The following is a 17,619-nucleotide window of genomic DNA, read 5'->3' on the forward strand; positions in this document are numbered from 1 at the left end:
GCGCCTGGGCGAACAGGGCATCGCCAAAGTAGGTGAAGTCGGCCTCTTCCGAGCAGCCGAAGGACACCCGGTCTGCCTGGGATGCGGTCATGATCAGGGTTCGCTCATCCTTGAGGGCCGGGATGAAGCCGCCGGAGTAGCAGGAAGAGATGACGATGATCTTGTCGCGGTTCTTCAGCGGGGCCAGGGCGGTGGCCAGTTCATCGGCGGGCAGGTCTGCCAGCTCCAGGCGCGGCTGGTCCAGCACCAGTTCGTGGGCGCTGGTGCCGTGGCTGGTGAGGTAGATGAACACCAGGTCTTCCGGGCCGCTGCGTTCGGCCAGGGTCTGGGCGGCGCGGCGCAGGTTTTCCCGGGTGGCCATGGGCCGGTTCATCAGGTGGTCGCGGTGATTGACCAGGCGGATCTGGCCGTAGGCGCCGAAGCGACTGGCGAGCATGTTGCTGACATAGTCGGCCTCGCGCAGGAACACGCTCTGCTTGCCGTCGCCGGCCAGGGTCAGGCTGTAGAGTTCGATGGCCGGGGTGGAGGCGGGCACCGTATCGAGGGCTTCCTTGAGCAAGCGGCCCTGGACCAGCAGCGCAGTTTCCAGCGGGTCTGGCAGTAGCTTGCCATCGGCGTCGCGAACCCGCAGGCCGTTGTTCCATACACCGCTTTGCACGCTGCCATCGCGCAGTACCAGTACGCCGTGGCCTTGGTAGTTGTCACTGTCGAAGCCGCCAACGTAGAAGCTGCCATCGCTGAGGTTGAGCCGCCCCTCACCGCTGAAGCGCCAGTCGCTGAAGGTGCCGACATAGTGGCTGCCGTCGGCGCCGGTCAGTTCGCCCTTGCCACTCAGGGCGCCTTCCTTGAACTGGCCGATCCAGACGTCGCCGTCGGAGTTTTCGTAGCGGCCCTTGCCGTTGAGCTGGTTGTGCTTGAAGCCGCCAACGTAGATGTCGCCTTCGGCACTGTTGAAGGTGCCGTTGCCTTCCAGCTGGCCGTTGACGAAGTTGCCGGTGAACTGGTTGCCGCTGGCGTCGCTGCGCTGGCCTTCGCCATTGGGCTTGCCCTTGGCGAACTGGCCCTGGTACTGGCTGCCGTCGTCCAGTTCCAGGCGCCCGAGGCCCGAATACAGGTCGGCCTTGAATTCGCCGCGGTAGGTCATGCCGTCTTCTTTGAGGGTGCCTTCGCCATCCCGGCGGCCGAGCTTGAAGCCGCCGCTGTAGCTGCTGTCCTTGGTGGTCAGGGTGCCCTGACCATGGAACAGCCCTTGCTGGAACTGGCCGCGATAGACCTCGCCGTTGCTGCCGTGCCATTCCCCCTGGCCATGCCACTGGCCCTTGTCGAACTGGCCGGCGTACCAACTGCCGTTGGGGTAGTCGATGCGCCCTTGTCCCTGGAGCAGGCCATTGACCAGGTCGCCTCGATAGCGCCCGCCGTCCGGCAGGCGGGCATCGGGTGGCAACAGCGATTCGCCGTCGCCACAGGCACTGAGCAATAGGGTCAAAACCAGGGGTGCAAGTGGGCGCATAACGGGTTCCGGATAATTAGGGGACCGAGTATGCCGCAGCGGTGTGTCTTATATATAGAGAGGTTGAGCGAAACAGCGTGAGCTGTTTCGCATCGGAGGGATTTCAGACGAAACAGAGCGACAGCGGCTCGGCGATATAGGCCGGTTTTTCCTGGCCGTCGATTTCCAGGGTGGCAGTCGCCTTGAGCAGCCACTGACCGGGTTTCTTTTCGGTGACTTCAGTCAGGTCGACCTTGAGCCGCACCTTGGAATTGACTGGCACCGGCTGGATGAAACGCACGCTGTCCAGGCCGTAGTTGACCACCATCTTCAGGCCCTGGGGCAGCACGAGGATGTCTTCCATCAGTTTGGGGATCAGCGACAGGGTCAGGAAACCGTGGGCAATGGTGCTGCCGAACGGGGTCTGTGCGGCCTTGACCGGATCCACGTGGATGAACTGGAAGTCACCGGTCGCCTCGGCGAAGAGGTTGATGCGCTCCTGGTCGATGGTGAGCCATGGGGAACGTCCGAGTTCCTTCCCGACATAATCTTTGAGCTCTGCAACAGGAACATGGGGCATTGAGACTCTCCTTGGATCAACGATTTATTAGTATTCGACGTTGTGTGGTGCGCTCTGAAACTTCCACTTTAGATCATCATGGCGATCCTTCCCGGTAAACATCCATGCTTTTGGCGAATGCCGGTTCATAGCACCTGCGTGCTTATAATGCGCGACGGGATCTGGCTGGAGAGGCGGTATGTTGTTACGCGGTTTGACATGGCTGGTGCTGTTCCAATTGCTCGGAACGGCGCTCAATCACCTGCTGTTGCCCGTGCTTCCCGGGCCCATCATCGGCCTGTTGCTGCTGCTGGTTTTCCTGGTGGTGCGCGGTGAAGTGGGCGAGCCGCTGAATCTCGCGGCTGGCAGCCTGCTGCGTTACCTGCCGCTGCTGCTGGTGCCGCCTGCGGTGGGGGTCATGGTCTATGCCCGGGACATCGCCGCGGACTTCTGGGCCATTACCGGCGCGCTGGTGTTGTCCCTGGTGATCTCGATGGCCTTTGTCGGCGTGCTGATGCAGCGCCTGGTCAAGCGCCAGGGCCGGCAGGAGGACAGTCAATGATCTTCGATTGGCAGGGGGCCTGGGCCGCGGTGATCCATCACCCGCTGTTTGGCATCGGCATCACGCTGGGTGCCTATCAACTGGTGCTGGCGGCGTTCGAGAAGACCCGCTGGATGTTCCTGCAGCCGGTGCTGGTGTCCATGCTACTGGTGATCGGCGTGCTGCTCGGCTGCGGCCTGAGCTATGCCGAGTACCGCAAGAGCACCGAAATCCTGAGCATTCTGCTGGGCCCGGCGACGGTAGCCCTGGCGGTGCCGCTGTACCTCAACCTGCGACGGATCCGCCAATTGTTCTGGCCGATATTGGCTACGCTGGTGGTGGGTGGCGTCGTGGCTACCAGCCTGGGCGTACTGCTGGGATGGTGGTTTGGTGCCGAGCACATGATCCTAATGACCATGGCGCCCAAGTCGGTGACCTCGCCCATTGCCATGCTGGTGGCCGAGCAGATTGGTGGCGTGGCGGCGTTGGCGGCGGTCTTCGTGCTGATTACCGGAGTGATCGGAGCGATATTTGGCCCGGGGCTGCTCAACCGTTTGGGGGTGCATGGCCCGGAAGCGCGAGGCATGGCCCTGGGCATGACCGCCCACGCAGTGGGCACCTCGGTGGCCTTGCAGGAAAGTGAGGAGTGCGGCGCCTTTGCGGCGCTGGCGATGAGTCTGATGGGCGTGGCCACGGCGGTGTTGCTGCCGTTGGCGGTGTCGTTGCTGGTTTAAGGAAGGAAGTATGAACCTGGCGCTTTTTCCTCTGAATACCGTGCTGTTTCCCGATTGCATTCTCGATCTGCAGATTTTCGAGGCGCGTTATCTCGACATGATCGGGCGCTGCATGAAGCAGGGCAGCGGGTTTGGGGTGGTGTGCATCCTTGAAGGGGAGGAGGTCGGGACGGCCGCCCAGGGCTATGCGCAAATTGGCTGTGAAGCCTTGATCACCGACTTCCACCAGCAGGACAACGGGCTGCTGGGAATCAGGGTCAAGGGCGGTCGGCGTTTTCGCATTCTGCAAAGCGAAGTGCAGAAAGACCAACTGACGGTGGCGCGGGTGCAATGGCTGGAAGAGGCCCCCGAACAGCCGTTGCAGGATGAGGATGCGGACCTGATTGCGCTGCTCAAGGCCTTGGCCGAACATCCGATGGTCGAGGCCCTGGATATGGGGGTCGAGGCTACGGGGCAGCTGTCACTGGCCAATCAGTTGGCCTACCTGCTGCCTTTTTCCGAACAGGACAAGATCGACCTGCTGCAACTGGATGACCCGCAGCAGCGTCTGGATGCCATCCAGCAGTTGCTGGACGAGCTGCAAGGCGAACTCTTCGCCTGAGCCGCAGCCTGTAGTGGCGGCCGCAGCTTGCCTCTGGCGTTTTTAATAGGCGTACCGCAGCAGGGCGTGAGGCAAGTGCCGTGTCGCCATGTATCCGCACATCAACAGCATGACCGGCAGTAGCAGCCACCAGGCCCTGGCCGGCATCGGCTTGAGCGGGCCTTGCCATTGGCTCAGGGTCAGGCTGGCGGCGCAGACACAGGCCGCGAGCATGGCGCCGGCGAGAATGTCGGTTGGCCAATGGGCCCCCAGGTAGACCCGCGACAAGGCAATGGCGGCCGCCGGCAGGCAGCCCAGCAACAGCCAGGTCAGGCGCATGCGGGGTGGCTGGCCACGGCCGGCCAGAACTGCCAGGGTCAAGAACAGGGCGAAGGAGCCGGAAGAGTGACCGCTGGGCATGCTGAAACTGGTGAGAGGCTCGCTCAGCACTTCAGGGCGTACCCGTGCGAAGAACCATTTGCTGCCGGTGTTGGCCAGGGCAGTACACAGCAGGGTCGCTCCGGCGAACGCGGCCTGGCGCCATTGGCGCAGGGCCAGGAGCAGCAGGGTCAGCACTGCGCTGAGGATGAACATGGCGCGGAACTCGCCGATCTGGGTGACCATGACCATGATCTTGTCCAGAGCTGGGTCCCGGTGCTCCTGTACCAGGGCGATCAGGCCCTGGTCGAACTGCGTCAGGTACGGATAGCCGATGAACAGCCCTGCCAGAATCAGCAGGCTCAGGCCGGACATCAACAGGGTTGCCCGGCGATGGCGCCGCAGGCTGCTGTTGACGCTCAGGCCGACAAGCACCACCAGGCTGCCAATGACGATGCCCGCCTGGGGCCAGAAGCCTTCGGGCAGGGGCAGGCGAATCGCCGCACCCGTGGCCCAGCCCGGCAGCAGATAGGCCAGCGACCAGCCCGCCGCCGCCAGCAGGCTGACGGCGAGGAAGCGTGGGAACGGCATGTCGAACATTCCGGCCACCATCGGCAGCATCGGTCGTAGCGGGCCGATGAAGCGGCCCACCAGCAGGCTGGCGATGCCATAGCGCTGGAAGTAGCTTTCCGCACCGCTGATCCATTCAGGGTGATGACGAAGGCCGGGCAAGCGGCGAATGCCTTGGTGGAAATGCCGTCCCAGCAGATAGGACATCACGTCCCCCAGCAATCCGCCGGCAGCACCCAGGAGCAGGGTTTCCCCCAGTGACAGGGCGCCATTGCCGGCCAGTACCGCAATCGCGAACAGCAGGACCGTGCCCGGCACGATCAGGCCCACGATCGCCAGGCATTCCATGCAGGCCACGATGAACACTGCGGCTGCCAGCCATTGGGGGTTGCTGGTTAGCCAGGCGGTCACGCTGTCGAGCCATGGGCCCATAAATTCAACTCCGTTGTTGTTTTTTGCTGAGGTGGGACGGTGGCGTCAGCCGAGCACCAGGTAGTCGCGCCCTTCGACCTGGCCGCGACGCATAGGGTTGCGCGTGCAGTAGGGGGCGTAGGCGGCATCGACAAAGCGATACATCAGGTGTTCGTCACGCCCATGGGGGATGCCCAGGCGGGTGGTCTGGAGGATGTGTGGCACGGCGGCACCCACATCTTCGACGAAGAGAATCTCGTGATCGAAGCGTTTCGCATCCCAGACCGGAACCTTCAGGCCCAGGGCCTTGCACAGCAGGGTCTGGCCGGCGCAGAGCTTTTGCGCGGGGCGCGGCCGGCCACTGGCGTCCGGATTGTTCAGCAGCATCTGCGCCAGGCTGGCAGGGCCGGAGACTTCATCGACCCAGGGATAGGCGGACTTGATCAGTACGGCATTGCCAGGGCCCCGGGCGCTGAAGTTCAGGGAGTCGCCGCCGCGGGCGTAGTACATATAGATGTGGCCGCCGTCCAGAAACAAAGCCTTACGCTTTTCTGTGTAGCCGAGGGAGGCGTGGCTGCCTTTTTCCTCGCAGTAATAGGCTTCGGTTTCGATAATGCGCGCGGACAGCCACAGATCGCCGACTTTATGGCGGATGACTTTGCCCAACAGTTCGCGGGCCAAAAGCTCGGCATCACGGTCGAAAAAGCCGTCCGGCAGGGCTTTTGGCAGTTTTGCAGAGGTCAGAATGGACATGGTGGCGAAGGGTTATGGCGGAAAAGGTGACGCAATGGTAACAACTCCAGGCTTAATTCAGGCTGAACGCCGGGTATTTGCACTCCATTTCGACCATCCGCCCGTGACCGCTGTCCGTGGGCCGGCGCGACAGCTATAATCAGCCGCTTTCCTCTTTGCCAAGACCACACCAGACCATGACTGAGTCCGTTCTTGACTACATGACCCGCCTGGGTCGCGCTGCCCGCCAGGCTTCCCGGGTGATCGCCCGTGCCACCACCGCGCAAAAGAACCGTGCGCTGCTGGCGGCTGCCGATGCGTTGGACGCGGCACGACCGGAACTGACTGCGGCCAACGAGCAGGACCTGGCCAACGGCCGGGCCAATGGTCTGGAGCCGGCTCTGCTGGATCGCCTGGCGCTGACCCCGGCGCGTATCGACGAAATGATCGAAGGCCTGCGTCAGGTGGCCAAGCTGCCTGACCCCATCGGTGAAATCCGCGACATGCGCTACCTGCCGTCGGGCATCCAGGTGGGCAAGATGCGCGTGCCCCTGGGGGTGATCGGCATCATCTACGAGTCGCGCCCGAACGTGACCATCGATGCGGCCAGCCTGTGCCTGAAGTCGGGCAACGCCACCATCCTGCGCGGCGGTTCCGAGGCGATCCACTCCAACCGCGCCATCGCCACCTGCATTCAGCAGGGCCTGGCGGCGGCCGACCTGCCGCCTCACGTGGTGCAGGTAGTGGAAACCACCGACCGCGCTGCGGTTGGAGCGCTGATCACCATGCCCGAGTTCGTCGACGTGATCGTGCCCCGTGGCGGCAAGAGCCTGATCGAGCGGGTCAGCCGTGACGCCAAGGTGCCGGTGATCAAGCACCTGGACGGCGTCTGCCACGTGTATATCGATGTCGCGGCGGACCTGGACAAGGCCATTCGCATTGCCGACAACGCCAAGACCCAGCGCTATGCACCGTGCAACACCATGGAAACCCTGCTGGTTCACTCCGCCATTGCCGAGCGCGTATTGCCGCCATTGGCCGCGATCTACCGCGACAAGGGCGTCGAGCTGCGTGGCTGTGCGCAAACCCGCGCACTCCTCGGTGCCGGTGTGTTGGAAGCAACCGAAGAAGACTGGCGCACCGAGTACACCGCGCCGATCCTCTCGATCCGCGTGCTGGACAACCTGGAGCAGGCCATCGAGCACATCAATACCTATGGCTCGCACCACACCGACTCGATCGTCACCGAAAACTTCAGTGACGCCCGGCGCTTCCTTAACGAAGTGGACTCCAGTTCGGTCATGGTCAATGCCTCGACGCGCTTTGCCGACGGCTTCGAGTACGGCCTGGGCGCGGAGATCGGCATTTCCACCGACAAGCTGCACGCCCGTGGCCCGGTTGGGCTGGAAGGGCTGACCAGCGAGAAGTACGTAGTCTTTGGCGACGGTCACGTGCGTACTTGATGGGCAAACGTATCGGTCTGCTGGGCGGCACCTTCGATCCAGTGCATATCGGCCACTTGCGTGGCGCGCTGGAGGTGGCGGAATCCATGCAACTCGATGAGCTGCGCCTGGTACCCAGTGCCAGGCCGCCCCATCGGGATACACCGCAGGTGTCGGCCCTCGATCGTCTGGCGATGGTCGAGTGTGCGGTGGCGGGCGTTTCACCCCTGGTGGTGGACGACCGTGAGCTGAAACGGGACAAGCCGTCCTACACCATCGACACCCTGGAACAGATGCGGGCCGAGCTGGCCGCAGATGACCAGTTGTTTCTGTTACTGGGCTGGGACGCGTTTTGCGGCCTGCCCACCTGGCATCGCTGGGAAGAGTTACTCCAGCATTGCCACATCCTGGTGCTGCAACGCCCGGATGCCGACAGCGAACCGCCGGATGCCTTGCGCAACCTGCTGGCAGCGCGTTCGGTGAGCGACCCTTTGGCCCTGCAAGGGCCTGGGGGACACATTGCATTCGTCTGGCAGACGCCGCTTGCGGTGTCCGCCACCCAGATCCGTCAACTGCTGGCCAGCGGTAAGTCGGTACGTTTCCTGGTGCCTGACGCGGTCCTGGCCTATATCGATGCACACGGGCTTTACCGTGCGCCGAACTGAAGGAGCGCTGCCGGCCTGTGCTGAGCGGCGTTCCAAACATACGAGCTAAACGAGTTTTATATGACTAACCAAGTAATGAAAGGCGAAGATCTGGTCAAGGTGGCTGTCGCCGCGCTGGAAGACGTCAAGGCCCAGGACGTCCTGGTGATCGATGTTCGCGACAAGCAGAGCATCACTGACTACATGATCATCGCTACCGGTACCTCCAACCGCCAGATCGGCGCGATGCTGGAAAAGGTCCGTGAAATGGTCAAGGCCCAAGGCGTGCGCCCATTGGGTGAAGAAGGCAAGGGCGACAGCGACTGGGTGCTGCTGGACCTGGACGACGTGATCGTGCACATGATGACCGCCTCGGCCCGCCAGTTCTACGACCTGGAGCGTCTGTGGCAGGGCGCCGAGCAGAGCCGCGCGGCCGATGGCAAGCACCACAGCCCGGAGCATGGTCACGAGCACTTCACCAAGCTCAACAAAGACCAGCAATAAGGGACGGCTGTGCGCCTGCGTCTGATCGCTGTCGGTTCACGCATGCCCAAGTGGGTGGAAGAGGGTTGGCACGAGTATGCCAAGCGTCTGCCATCCGAGCTGGCGTTGGAACTGGTGGAAATTCCGCTCAATACCCGGGGCAAGAACGCCGACGTGGCTCGCTTCATCCGTCAGGAGGGCGAGGCCATGCTGGCCAAGGTCGGGCATAACGAGCGCATCGTCACCCTCGAGGTGCATGGCAAACCCTGGAGCACCGAGCAACTGGCGGTGGAACTGGATCGCTGGCGTCTCGATTCGCGCACCGTGAATTTCATGGTCGGCGGCCCGGAAGGGCTGGCGCCGGAGGTCTGTGCGCGGGCGGATCAGCGCTGGTCGCTGTCGCCGCTGACCTTGCCGCACCCGCTGGTGCGGATTCTCATCGGTGAACAGCTGTATCGCGCCTGGACCGTGCTGTCCGGGCACCCTTACCACAAGTAGCCCGCGCCCCTCATGTCCCAGCCGATCCGCATCAAGGACCACGAAAAAGACGCCCGTCTGGTGCGTGGCCGTGTCGTGTTCGGCGCCATCATGGTGGTTTGCCTGATCGGTGTGCTGATTGCCCGGCTGTATTACCTGCAGGTGATCCAGTACGACTACCACTCCACCCTTTCGGAGAACAACCGGGTCCACGTGCAGCCGATTCCACCGACTCGCGGGTTGATTTTCGACCGCAATGGCGTGGTGGTGGCGGACAACCGGCCCAGCTTCAGCCTGAGCATGACCCGCGAGCGTTCCGGCGACTGGCAGCAGGTGCTCGACGTGATCGTCGAGGTGCTGGAGCTGACTCCGGAAGACCGGGTGCTGTTTGAAAAGCGCATGAAGCAGGGGCGTCGGCCTTTCGAGCCGGTGCCGATCCTGTTCGAGCTGACGGAAGAGCAGATCGCCCGGATCGCGGTGAACCAGTTCCGCCTGCCCGGTGTGGAAGTGGTGGCCCAGCTGGTCCGGCATTACCCCCAGGGCGCGCATTTTGCGCACTCCGTGGGCTATATGGGGCGGATCAACGAGAAAGAGCTCAAGTCCCTCGATCCGGTGAACTACAGCGGCACCCACCATATCGGCAAGACCGGCATCGAGCGCTTCTACGAGCCTGAGCTGCACGGCCAGGTGGGTTACGAAGAGGTCGAGACCAATGCCCGTGGCCGGGTGCTGCGGGTGCTCAAGCGCACCGACCCGATTCCCGGCAAGGACATTGTCCTGAGCCTGGACATCAAGTTGCAGGAAGCCGCGGAACTGGCCCTGGGCGGGCGCCGTGGCGCGGTGGTAGCCCTGGATCCGAGTACCGGTGAAGTGCTGGCGATGGTCAGCCAGCCGAGCTTCGACCCCAACCTGTTCGTCACCGGCATCAGCTTCAAGGCCTATGCCGAGCTGCGCGATTCCATCGACCGGCCGCTGTTCAACCGGGTGCTGCGGGGCCTCTATCCGCCGGGTTCGACCATCAAGCCGGCGGTGGCCATTGCCGGGCTGGATGCCGGCGTGGTCACGGCTTCGACCCGGGTCTACGACCCGGGCTACTACCAGTTGCCCAACTACGACCACAAGTACCGCAACTGGAACCGTACCGGTGACGGTTATGTCGACCTGGATACCGCGATCATGCGGTCCAACGACACCTATTTCTACGACCTGGCCCACAAGCTGGGGATCGACCGGCTGTCCGCCTACATGAGCAAGTTCGGTATCGGCCAGAAGGTCTCTTTGGACATGTTCGAGGAGTCGCCGGGCTTGATGCCGACCCGCGAATGGAAGCGCGCCACCCGGCGCCAGGCCTGGTTCCCGGGGGAGACCCTGATTCTCGGGATCGGCCAGGGCTACATGCAGTCCACGCCGTTGCAACTGGCCCAGGCCACCGCCCTGGTCGCCAGCAAGGGCAAGTGGAACCGGCCCCACCTGGCCAAAAGCATCGAGGGCGAGAAGCCGGTGGATCACAACCCGATGCCGGACATTGTCCTGCGTGACCCCTCGGACTGGACGAAGGTCAACCATGGCATGCAGCAGGTGATGCACGGTGCCCGGGGCACCGCGCGCAAGGCCGCGGCCGGTTCGCCGTATCGGATTGCCGGCAAGAGTGGTACCGCCCAGGTGGTGGCGATCAAGCAGGGCGAGAAGTACGACCGCTCCAAGGTCCAGGAACGGCATCGTGACCACGCCTTGTTCGTCGGCTTCGCTCCGGCGGAAAACCCCAAGATCGTGGTCTCGGTCATGGTCGAGAACGGTGAGTCGGGCTCCGGCGTCGCGGCACCGGTAGTGCGTCAGGTGATGGATGCCTGGCTTCTCGGCCAGGACGGCCAGCTCAAGCCCGAGTTCGCCAGCCCTATCAGCGCGGAGGCTACGGCCCGTGAAGAGTAATTTTGACCGCATCCTCTCCAGTGAGGATGTGATGCGTCGTCGCGCGACGCTGTTGCAGCGCCTGCATATTGATGGCCCGCTGCTGGTGCTGCTGCTGACCCTGGCTGCCGGCAGCCTGTTCGTGCTGTATTCCGCCAGCGGCAAGAGTTGGGACCTGCTGGCCAAGCAGGCCACTTCATTCGGTATCGGACTGGTGTCGATGATCGTCATCGCCCAGTTCGAGCCGCGCTTCATGGCCCGCTGGGTGCCGCTGGGCTACGTGTTCGGCGTGGTGCTGCTGGTGGTGGTAGATGTCATGGGCCACAACGCCATGGGGGCGACCCGCTGGATCAACATCCCCGGGGTGATCCGCTTCCAGCCGTCGGAGTTCATGAAGATCATCATGCCGGCGACCATCGCCTGGTACCTGTCCAAGCGCACCCTGCCACCCCATCTCAAGCATGTGGGGATCAGCCTGGTGCTGATTGGCATTCCGTTCATCCTGATCGTGCGTCAGCCTGACCTGGGTACGGCCTTGCTGATCCTGGCCGGCGGCACCTTCGTGCTGTTCATGGGCGGCCTGCGCTGGCGCTGGATCCTCAGCGTGCTGGCGGCTGCGGTTCCCGTGGCCATCGCCATGTGGTTCTTCATCATGCATGACTACCAGAAGCAGCGGATCCTGACTTTCCTCGACCCGGAGAGCGATCCGCTGGGCACCGGCTGGAACATCATCCAGTCCAAGGCCGCCATCGGCTCCGGTGGGGTGTTCGGCAAGGGCTGGCTGCTGGGCACCCAGTCGCACCTGGACTTTTTGCCGGAGAGCCACACCGACTTCATTATCGCTGTCATGGGCGAGGAGTTCGGCCTGGTGGGCATCTGTGCGCTGCTGCTGATCTACCTGCTGCTGATCGGGCGCGGGCTGGTGATCACCGCCCAGGCCCAGACACTGTTTGGCAAATTGCTCGCGGGCAGCCTGACCATGACGTTTTTTGTTTACGTTTTCGTCAACATCGGTATGGTCAGTGGCTTGTTGCCGGTCGTAGGGGTGCCGTTGCCGTTCATTAGCTACGGAGGAACTTCGCTGGTGACGCTACTGTCAGCGTTTGGGGTTTTGATGTCGATCCATACCCATCGCAAGTGGATCGCGCAGGTTTGATTAAGGTGAAGAATTCAATGCAAGCAATGCGTGGCTGGGCCGCTCGGCAGGCGCCGTGGGTCGGTCTGGTAAGCATCCTTGGTGCAGCGCAGCCCGCGTTCGCCGGTGATTACGAAGGTTCGCCCCAGGTGGCCGAATTCGTGGGCGAAATGACTCGGGACTATGGTTTTGCCGGGGAGCAGCTGATGGCTGTGTTCCGCGAGGCCGAGCGCAAGCAGTCGATTCTTGACGCCATTTCGCGGCCCGCCGAGCGGGTCAAGCAGTGGAAGGAATACCGGCCGATGTTCATCACCGACGCGCGCATTGCCCGCGGTGTGGATTTCTGGCGCCAGCATGAAGCGGTGCTGGCCCGCGCCGAGCAGGAATATGGCGTACCGGCCCAGGTAATTGTCTCGATCATCGGCGTTGAAACCTTTTTCGGTCGAAATACCGGGAATTACCGGGTGATCGACGCATTGTCCACCCTGGGTTTCGATTATCCGCCCCGTGCCGAGTTCTTCCGCAAGGAACTGCGCGAGTTTCTGCTGCTGGCGCGTGAGGAGCAGGTCGATCCATTGAGCCTCAAGGGTTCCTACGCCGGAGCCATGGGCCTACCACAGTTCATGCCCAGCAGTTTTCGGGCTTATGCGGTGGACTTCGACGGTGACGGCCACATCAATATCTGGACCAACCCCGATGATGCCATCGGCAGTGTGGCCAGCTATTTCAAACGCCACGGCTGGGTGGCCGGCGAACCGGTGGTCAGTCGCGCCGATGTGCGTGGCGATCGGGTAGATGAAGGCTTGACCACCGGGATCGAACCGACGAAAACCGTCGGGGAGTTGCGGGCCCTGGGCTGGTCGAGTCATGATGCGCTGCGCGATGATATGCCGGTCACCGCTTTCCGTCTGGAAGGTGACAATGGCCCGGAATACTGGATGGGCCTGAAGAATTTTTACGCGATCACTCGCTATAACCGCAGCGTGATGTACGCCATGGCCGTACATCAGTTGTCTGAACAGCTGGTCCAAGCACGGGGCGTCAAGTAATGCTGGCAATGCCAATTCGCAAACCCCTGAAGCTGGTGGCTTTTGCCGCGTTGTCCTTGCTGGTGGTCAGTTGCTCGACGAGTCGCTCGCCGCAGCAGAAATCTTCCACCGCTGTGCGTTCCATGCCGGGCCTGGACGTCAACCGCGCCCACAAGGATGGCGCGCCGTGGTGGGATGTCGACGTTTCGCGCATCCCCGATGCGACCCCGACCCTGCATACCGGCCCCTACAAGGCCAACCCCTACACGGTACTGGGCAAGACCTATTTCCCCATCCAGGAATCGAAGAACTACGTGGCCTCCGGCACGGCGTCCTGGTATGGCACCAAGTTCCACGGCCAGAACACCGCCAATGGCGAGGTCTATGACCTGTACGGCATGAGTGCCGCGCACAAGACCCTGCCGTTGCCCAGTTACGTGAAGGTCACCAACCTGGACAACAATCGCAGCGTGATCCTGCGGGTCAACGACCGTGGGCCGTTCTATTCCGACCGGATCATCGACCTTTCCTACGCCGCGGCCAAGAAGCTCGGCTATGCCGAGACCGGCACCGCCCGGGTCAAGGTCGAGGGCATCGATCCGCAGCAATGGTGGGCTCAGCGTGGCCGCCCGGCGCCGCTGATGCTCAACGAGCCGCAAGTGGCGCAGAATAGCGCGCCGGTGGTCACGGCCTCGGCCGGCACTGTCGAACAATGGACCCCGCCGCCCCAGCAGCACGCGGCGGCTGTGGTTCCCGTACAAGTGAAAAACACGGCAGCAGCTTCTGGCCAGTATCTGCAGGTGGGCGCCTTCGCCAACCCTGACGCTGCCGAGCTGTTGAGGTCGAAATTGAGTGGCATGGTGAGCGCCCCGGTGTTCATCAGCTCGATCGTCCGCAATCAACAGACGCTGCATCGGGTCCGCCTGGGGCCATTCGGCACGCCGGGTGAGGCCCAGCAAGCGCAGAACAGCGTACGCCTGGCGAACCTTGGGCAGGCCAGCGTGGTCTCTGCCGAGTAAGAATACTGAAGATTGAAGATCCGCTTGCGGTATTGGGGGGTGGGTCCTGGTTGTTGGCTCGTCGAACAACAAAAGCCCGGCAAGGGTCAGTGAGTGAACAACTGCACACGCGACAGCCCTTTAGAAGGCTGTCTGAAATAGTTTTGCCCGCAAGGGCAAGTTTCCATTAGCAACTTCGAGAGACGGATGAACATCACCACCTTTGCCAAACGCCTGTGCCTGCTTGTCCCGCTGATCATCACGCCCGCCGCCTGGGCGGTCGAAGCGATGCCGTCGCCACCGCAACTGGCCGCCAAATCCTATGTGCTCATGGACGCCAGCAGCGGTAACGTGCTGGTGGAGAACAATGGTGACCAGCGCCTGCCGCCGGCCAGCCTGACCAAGCTGATGACCGCCTACATCGCGACCCTGGAAATCCGTCGCGGCCAGATCGGCGAGAACGATCCGGTGACCGTCAGCGAGAACGCCTGGCGTACCGGCGGCTCGCGGATGTTCATCAAGGTGGGTTCGCAAGTCACCGTCAGCGACCTGCTGCACGGCATCATCATCCAGTCGGGCAACGACGCCAGCGTCGCGGTTTCCGAGCATATCGCCGGTAGCGAAGACGCGTTCGCCGACATGATGAACAAGACGGCTACCGACCTGGGCATGAGCAACAGCCACTTCATGAACCCTACCGGCCTGCCGAACCCAGAGCATTACTCGTCGGCCCACGACATGGCGGTGCTGGCTCGCGCGATCATCCACGAAGACCCTGCGCACTACGCGATCTACTCGCAGAAGGAGTTCTTCTGGAACGGCATCAAGCAACCCAACCGCAACCTGCTGCTGTGGCGCGACAAGACCGTTGATGGCCTGAAGACCGGCCATACCGACGAAGCCGGCTACTGCATGGTGTCCTCGGCGGTGCGTGATGGCATGCGCCTGATCGCCGTGGTGTTCGGTACCAACAGCGAACAGGCTCGTGCTGCTGAAACCCAGAAGCTGCTGACTTACGGTTTCCGTTTCTTCGAAACCCAGACCTTCTACCAGAAGGGCACCGAGCTGGCCCAGGCCCAGGTCTGGAAGGGCACCACTCATCAGGTCAAGGCCGGTCTGGCCGAAGACCTGACCATGACTATGCCTAAAGGCCAGTTGAAAAAGCTCGCCGCCAGCATGACCATGAACCCGCAACTGGTCGCGCCGATCGCCAAGGGCGACGTGATTGGTAAAGTCGAAGTGAAACTGGACGACAAGGTGGTGCACAGCGCTGACCTGATCGCCCTGGAAGCGGTCGACGAAGGTGGTATCTTCCGTCGCATGTGGGATAGCATCCGTCTATTCTTCTACGGCTTGTTCAACTGATATTGTCGACCTGCGTGGCCCTCGTTCCCCAGTGGAGCGGGGGCCATGTCCGTCGTCCGGCTATACGAGGCCGTTACTGCCATGACAGACACTGACGTTAAGTCGCACAAGATTGAGTTTCCCGTCGATGACTATCCGATCAAGGTGATCGGTGACACGGTTGTCGGCTTCAAGGACACCGTGATCGAGATCCTTGCCAAGTACGCCAAGCTGGACATCAAGTCCCTGGCCGAGCGTCAAAGCAGCAACGGCAAGTACACCACCGTACAACTGCACATCACCGCCACCGGTGAAGACCAACTGCGTGATATCAATAGTGCCCTGCGTGCTACCGGTGTCGTCCACATGGTGCTGTGATGCCACAGACGCTGGGCTTTCGTGAGCTTGGCCAGATGGCTTACGAGCCGGTCTGGCAAGCGATGCAGCGCTTTACCAATGAACGCGGTAGCGATGCACCGGATGAGGTCTGGCTGGTGCAGCATCCGCCGGTATTCACCCAGGGCCAGGCCGGCAAGGCCGAGCACCTGCTGCTCCCGGGGGATATCCCCGTGGTGCAGGTGGACCGCGGCGGCCAGGTGACCTATCACGGCCCTGGCCAGCTGGTGGCCTACCTGCTGCTGGATGTGCGCCGATTAGGTTTCGGTGTGCGGGACCTGGTCAACCGCATGGAGCACTGCCTGATCGAGCTGCTGGCCAGCTACGGCGTGCCGGCGGCGGCCAAGCCCGATGCACCGGGCGTCTACGTCAATGGGGCGAAAATCGCCTCCCTGGGCCTGCGTATCCGTCACGGATGCTCTTTTCACGGTCTGGCCTTGAACGTGGACATGGATTTGCAGCCGTTTCGACGGATTAACCCCTGTGGTTATGCCGGGTTGGCGATGACCCAGCTGAGCGACCATGCAGGGCCGATTGAATTTGCCGAGGTAAGTGCCCGGCTGCGTGCGCAGCTCGTCAAACACCTCGACTATGCTGAGCAGACGACCCTAACGGGCGGAATCGACTGATATGACTACTGCGCAAGACGCTGTTCAAACCCTGATCCCGACGCTGGATATCTCCGAGCGAGCGGCCCGTCCGAAAGTTGAAACCGGCGTCAAATTGCGCGGTGCGGAAAAGGTCGCGCGCATTCCGGTGAAGATCATTCCGACTACCGAACTGCCGAAGAAACCGGACTGGATTCGCGTACGCATCCCCGTCTCCCCGGAAGTCGATCGGATCAAGCAGCTGCTGCGCAAGCACAAGCTGCACAGCGTCTGCGAAGAGGCGTCCTGCCCGAACCTGGGCGAGTGCTTCTCCGGTGGCACCGCGACCTTCATGATCATGGGCGACATCTGCACCCGTCGCTGCCCCTTCTGTGACGTTGGTCATGGCCGTCCGAAGCCTCTGGATGTCGACGAGCCGATGAACCTGGCGGTGGCCATCGCCGATCTGCGCCTGAAATACGTGGTGATCACCTCGGTGGACCGCGATGACCTGCGTGACGGTGGTGCCCAGCACTTTGCCGACTGCATCCGTGAAATCCGCAAGTTGTCGCCGAACGTGCAGTTGGAAACCCTGGTTCCCGACTACCGTGGCCGCATGGATGTTGCCTTGGAAATCACCGCCGCCACGCCGCCGGACGTGTTCAACCACAACCTGGAAACCGTGCCGCGCCTGTACAAGGCCGCCCGTCCTGGCTCGGACTACCAGTGGTCGCTGACCCTGCTGCAGAAATTCAAGCAACTGGTGCCGCATGTGCCCACCAAGTCCGGGCTGATGCTGGGCCTGGGTGAAACCGATGACGAAGTCATCGAGGTCATGAAGCGCATGCGCGAGCACGACATCGACATGCTGACCCTTGGCCAGTACCTGCAACCGTCGCGCAACCACCTGCCGGTCCAGCGCTTCGTGCACCCTGACACCTTCGCCTGGTTCGCCGAGGAAGGTTATCGGATGGGGTTCAAGAACGTTGCTTCCGGCCCGCTGGTACGTTCTTCGTACCATGCCGACGAACAAGCGAAACTGGCCAAGGCAGGCCTGGTTTCCTGATCTGCCTGCCCGCAAGGCGCACGTCTTGCGGGCAGTTCCCCGGCTCTTTCGAGCACTTTCGCAGCGCCCGCCGCTTTTTAAATCCCGCCTCTTCTGTTTGACACCATTCATGGCTAC

General features: G+C 62.4%; 19 protein-coding genes. 15 read left to right on the forward strand and 4 right to left on the reverse strand.

Going from position 1 to position 17,619, the window contains the following annotated elements; genetic code table 11:
• Positions 1-1,510 (reverse strand): C13 family peptidase (locus tag F6S12_RS01545; RefSeq protein ID WP_315868677.1); only part of this gene is annotated, 1,510 nt, incomplete at its 3' end.
• A gap of 103 nt (positions 1,511-1,613) precedes the next feature.
• Entirely contained in the window at positions 1,614-2,069 is a 456-nt protein-coding gene (locus tag F6S12_RS01550) for a MaoC family dehydratase (RefSeq protein WP_015637175.1), read from the reverse strand.
• Positions 2,070-2,247: 178 nt separating this feature from the next.
• Here F6S12_RS01550 and F6S12_RS01555 point away from each other — a divergent pair, with 178 nt between their 5' ends.
• From F6S12_RS01555 to F6S12_RS01565, 3 genes are read left to right on the forward strand one after another with little or no spacing between them, the layout of a single operon-like run.
• Positions 2,248-2,610: a CidA/LrgA family protein gene (locus tag F6S12_RS01555; protein WP_011063679.1), complete on the forward strand. Its 363-nt coding sequence runs from the start codon at positions 2,248-2,250 to the stop codon at positions 2,608-2,610.
• Positions 2,607-3,323: an LrgB family protein gene (locus tag F6S12_RS01560; protein ID WP_011063678.1), complete on the forward strand. Its 717-nt coding sequence runs from the start codon at positions 2,607-2,609 to the stop codon at positions 3,321-3,323. Before F6S12_RS01555 ends, F6S12_RS01560 begins: the two co-directional genes overlap by 4 nt.
• A 10-nt stretch (positions 3,324-3,333) precedes the next feature.
• Positions 3,334-3,924: an LON peptidase substrate-binding domain-containing protein gene (locus F6S12_RS01565; RefSeq protein ID WP_011063677.1), complete on the forward strand. Its 591-nt coding sequence runs from the start codon at positions 3,334-3,336 to the stop codon at positions 3,922-3,924.
• Between the two features lie 42 nt (positions 3,925-3,966).
• On the opposite strand, the gene F6S12_RS01570 is transcribed toward F6S12_RS01565, so the two are convergent.
• Positions 3,967-5,283 carry a bifunctional DedA family/phosphatase PAP2 family protein gene (locus F6S12_RS01570; protein WP_015637173.1) on the reverse strand — a complete coding sequence of 439 codons (1,317 nt, stop codon included), beginning with the start codon at positions 5,281-5,283 and terminating at the stop codon, positions 3,967-3,969.
• 45 nt (positions 5,284-5,328) lie between these two features.
• The gene (locus tag F6S12_RS01575) at positions 5,329-6,015 is read right to left on the reverse strand and encodes a DNA-3-methyladenine glycosylase (RefSeq protein WP_011063675.1); all 687 of its coding nucleotides are present in this window, start codon (positions 6,013-6,015) and stop codon (positions 5,329-5,331) included.
• A gap of 176 nt (positions 6,016-6,191) precedes the next feature.
• Here F6S12_RS01575 and F6S12_RS01580 point away from each other — a divergent pair, with 176 nt between their 5' ends.
• From F6S12_RS01580 to lipA, 12 genes are all read left to right on the forward strand, one after another.
• Complete coding sequence (locus F6S12_RS01580) at positions 6,192-7,457, forward strand: glutamate-5-semialdehyde dehydrogenase (RefSeq protein WP_011063674.1); 1,266 nt, start codon at positions 6,192-6,194, stop codon at positions 7,455-7,457.
• Positions 7,457-8,101, forward strand: coding sequence for a nicotinate-nucleotide adenylyltransferase (gene nadD / locus F6S12_RS01585; protein ID WP_011063673.1), 645 nt, complete (start codon positions 7,457-7,459; stop codon positions 8,099-8,101). Before F6S12_RS01580 ends, nadD begins: the two co-directional genes overlap by 1 nt.
• A 60-nt stretch (positions 8,102-8,161) precedes the next feature.
• Positions 8,162-8,584, forward strand: coding sequence for a ribosome silencing factor (gene rsfS / locus F6S12_RS01590; RefSeq protein WP_015637171.1), 423 nt, complete (start codon positions 8,162-8,164; stop codon positions 8,582-8,584).
• Between the two features lie 9 nt (positions 8,585-8,593).
• Positions 8,594-9,061 carry a 23S rRNA (pseudouridine(1915)-N(3))-methyltransferase RlmH gene (rlmH, locus tag F6S12_RS01595; RefSeq protein ID WP_011063671.1) on the forward strand — a complete coding sequence of 156 codons (468 nt, stop codon included), beginning with the start codon at positions 8,594-8,596 and terminating at the stop codon, positions 9,059-9,061.
• A gap of 12 nt (positions 9,062-9,073) precedes the next feature.
• Entirely contained in the window at positions 9,074-10,969 is a 1,896-nt protein-coding gene (mrdA, locus tag F6S12_RS01600) for a penicillin-binding protein 2 (protein WP_011063670.1), read from the forward strand.
• 31 nt (positions 10,970-11,000) lie between these two features.
• Entirely contained in the window at positions 11,001-12,104 is a 1,104-nt protein-coding gene (rodA, locus tag F6S12_RS01605; protein ID WP_015637169.1) for a rod shape-determining protein RodA, read from the forward strand.
• 17 nt (positions 12,105-12,121) lie between these two features.
• Positions 12,122-13,132 (forward strand): lytic murein transglycosylase B, encoded by a 1,011-nt coding sequence (mltB, locus tag F6S12_RS01610; RefSeq protein ID WP_011063668.1) that lies wholly within the window; start codon positions 12,122-12,124, stop codon positions 13,130-13,132.
• Positions 13,132-14,130: a septal ring lytic transglycosylase RlpA family protein gene (locus F6S12_RS01615; protein WP_011063667.1), complete on the forward strand. Its 999-nt coding sequence runs from the start codon at positions 13,132-13,134 to the stop codon at positions 14,128-14,130. The genes mltB and F6S12_RS01615 overlap by 1 nt, the downstream gene beginning before the upstream one ends.
• Positions 14,131-14,316: 186 nt before the next feature.
• Positions 14,317-15,474: a D-alanyl-D-alanine carboxypeptidase family protein gene (locus F6S12_RS01620; protein WP_125062968.1), complete on the forward strand. Its 1,158-nt coding sequence runs from the start codon at positions 14,317-14,319 to the stop codon at positions 15,472-15,474.
• Between the two features lie 81 nt (positions 15,475-15,555).
• Complete coding sequence (locus F6S12_RS01625; RefSeq protein WP_011063665.1) at positions 15,556-15,831, forward strand: DUF493 domain-containing protein; 276 nt, start codon at positions 15,556-15,558, stop codon at positions 15,829-15,831.
• A complete protein-coding gene (gene lipB / locus F6S12_RS01630) occupies positions 15,831-16,478 on the forward strand; it encodes a lipoyl(octanoyl) transferase LipB (protein ID WP_015637167.1) in 648 nt (215 codons plus the stop codon). The genes F6S12_RS01625 and lipB overlap by 1 nt, the downstream gene beginning before the upstream one ends.
• A 1-nt stretch (position 16,479) precedes the next feature.
• Positions 16,480-17,502 (forward strand): lipoyl synthase, encoded by a 1,023-nt coding sequence (lipA, locus tag F6S12_RS01635; RefSeq protein ID WP_011063663.1) that lies wholly within the window; start codon positions 16,480-16,482, stop codon positions 17,500-17,502.
• Positions 17,503-17,619 lie beyond the last annotated feature (117 nt).

It is taken from the genome of Pseudomonas sp. JV245A (assembly GCF_032424515.1).
Taxonomy (GTDB): Bacteria; Pseudomonadota; Gammaproteobacteria; order Pseudomonadales; family Pseudomonadaceae; genus Aquipseudomonas; species Aquipseudomonas protegens.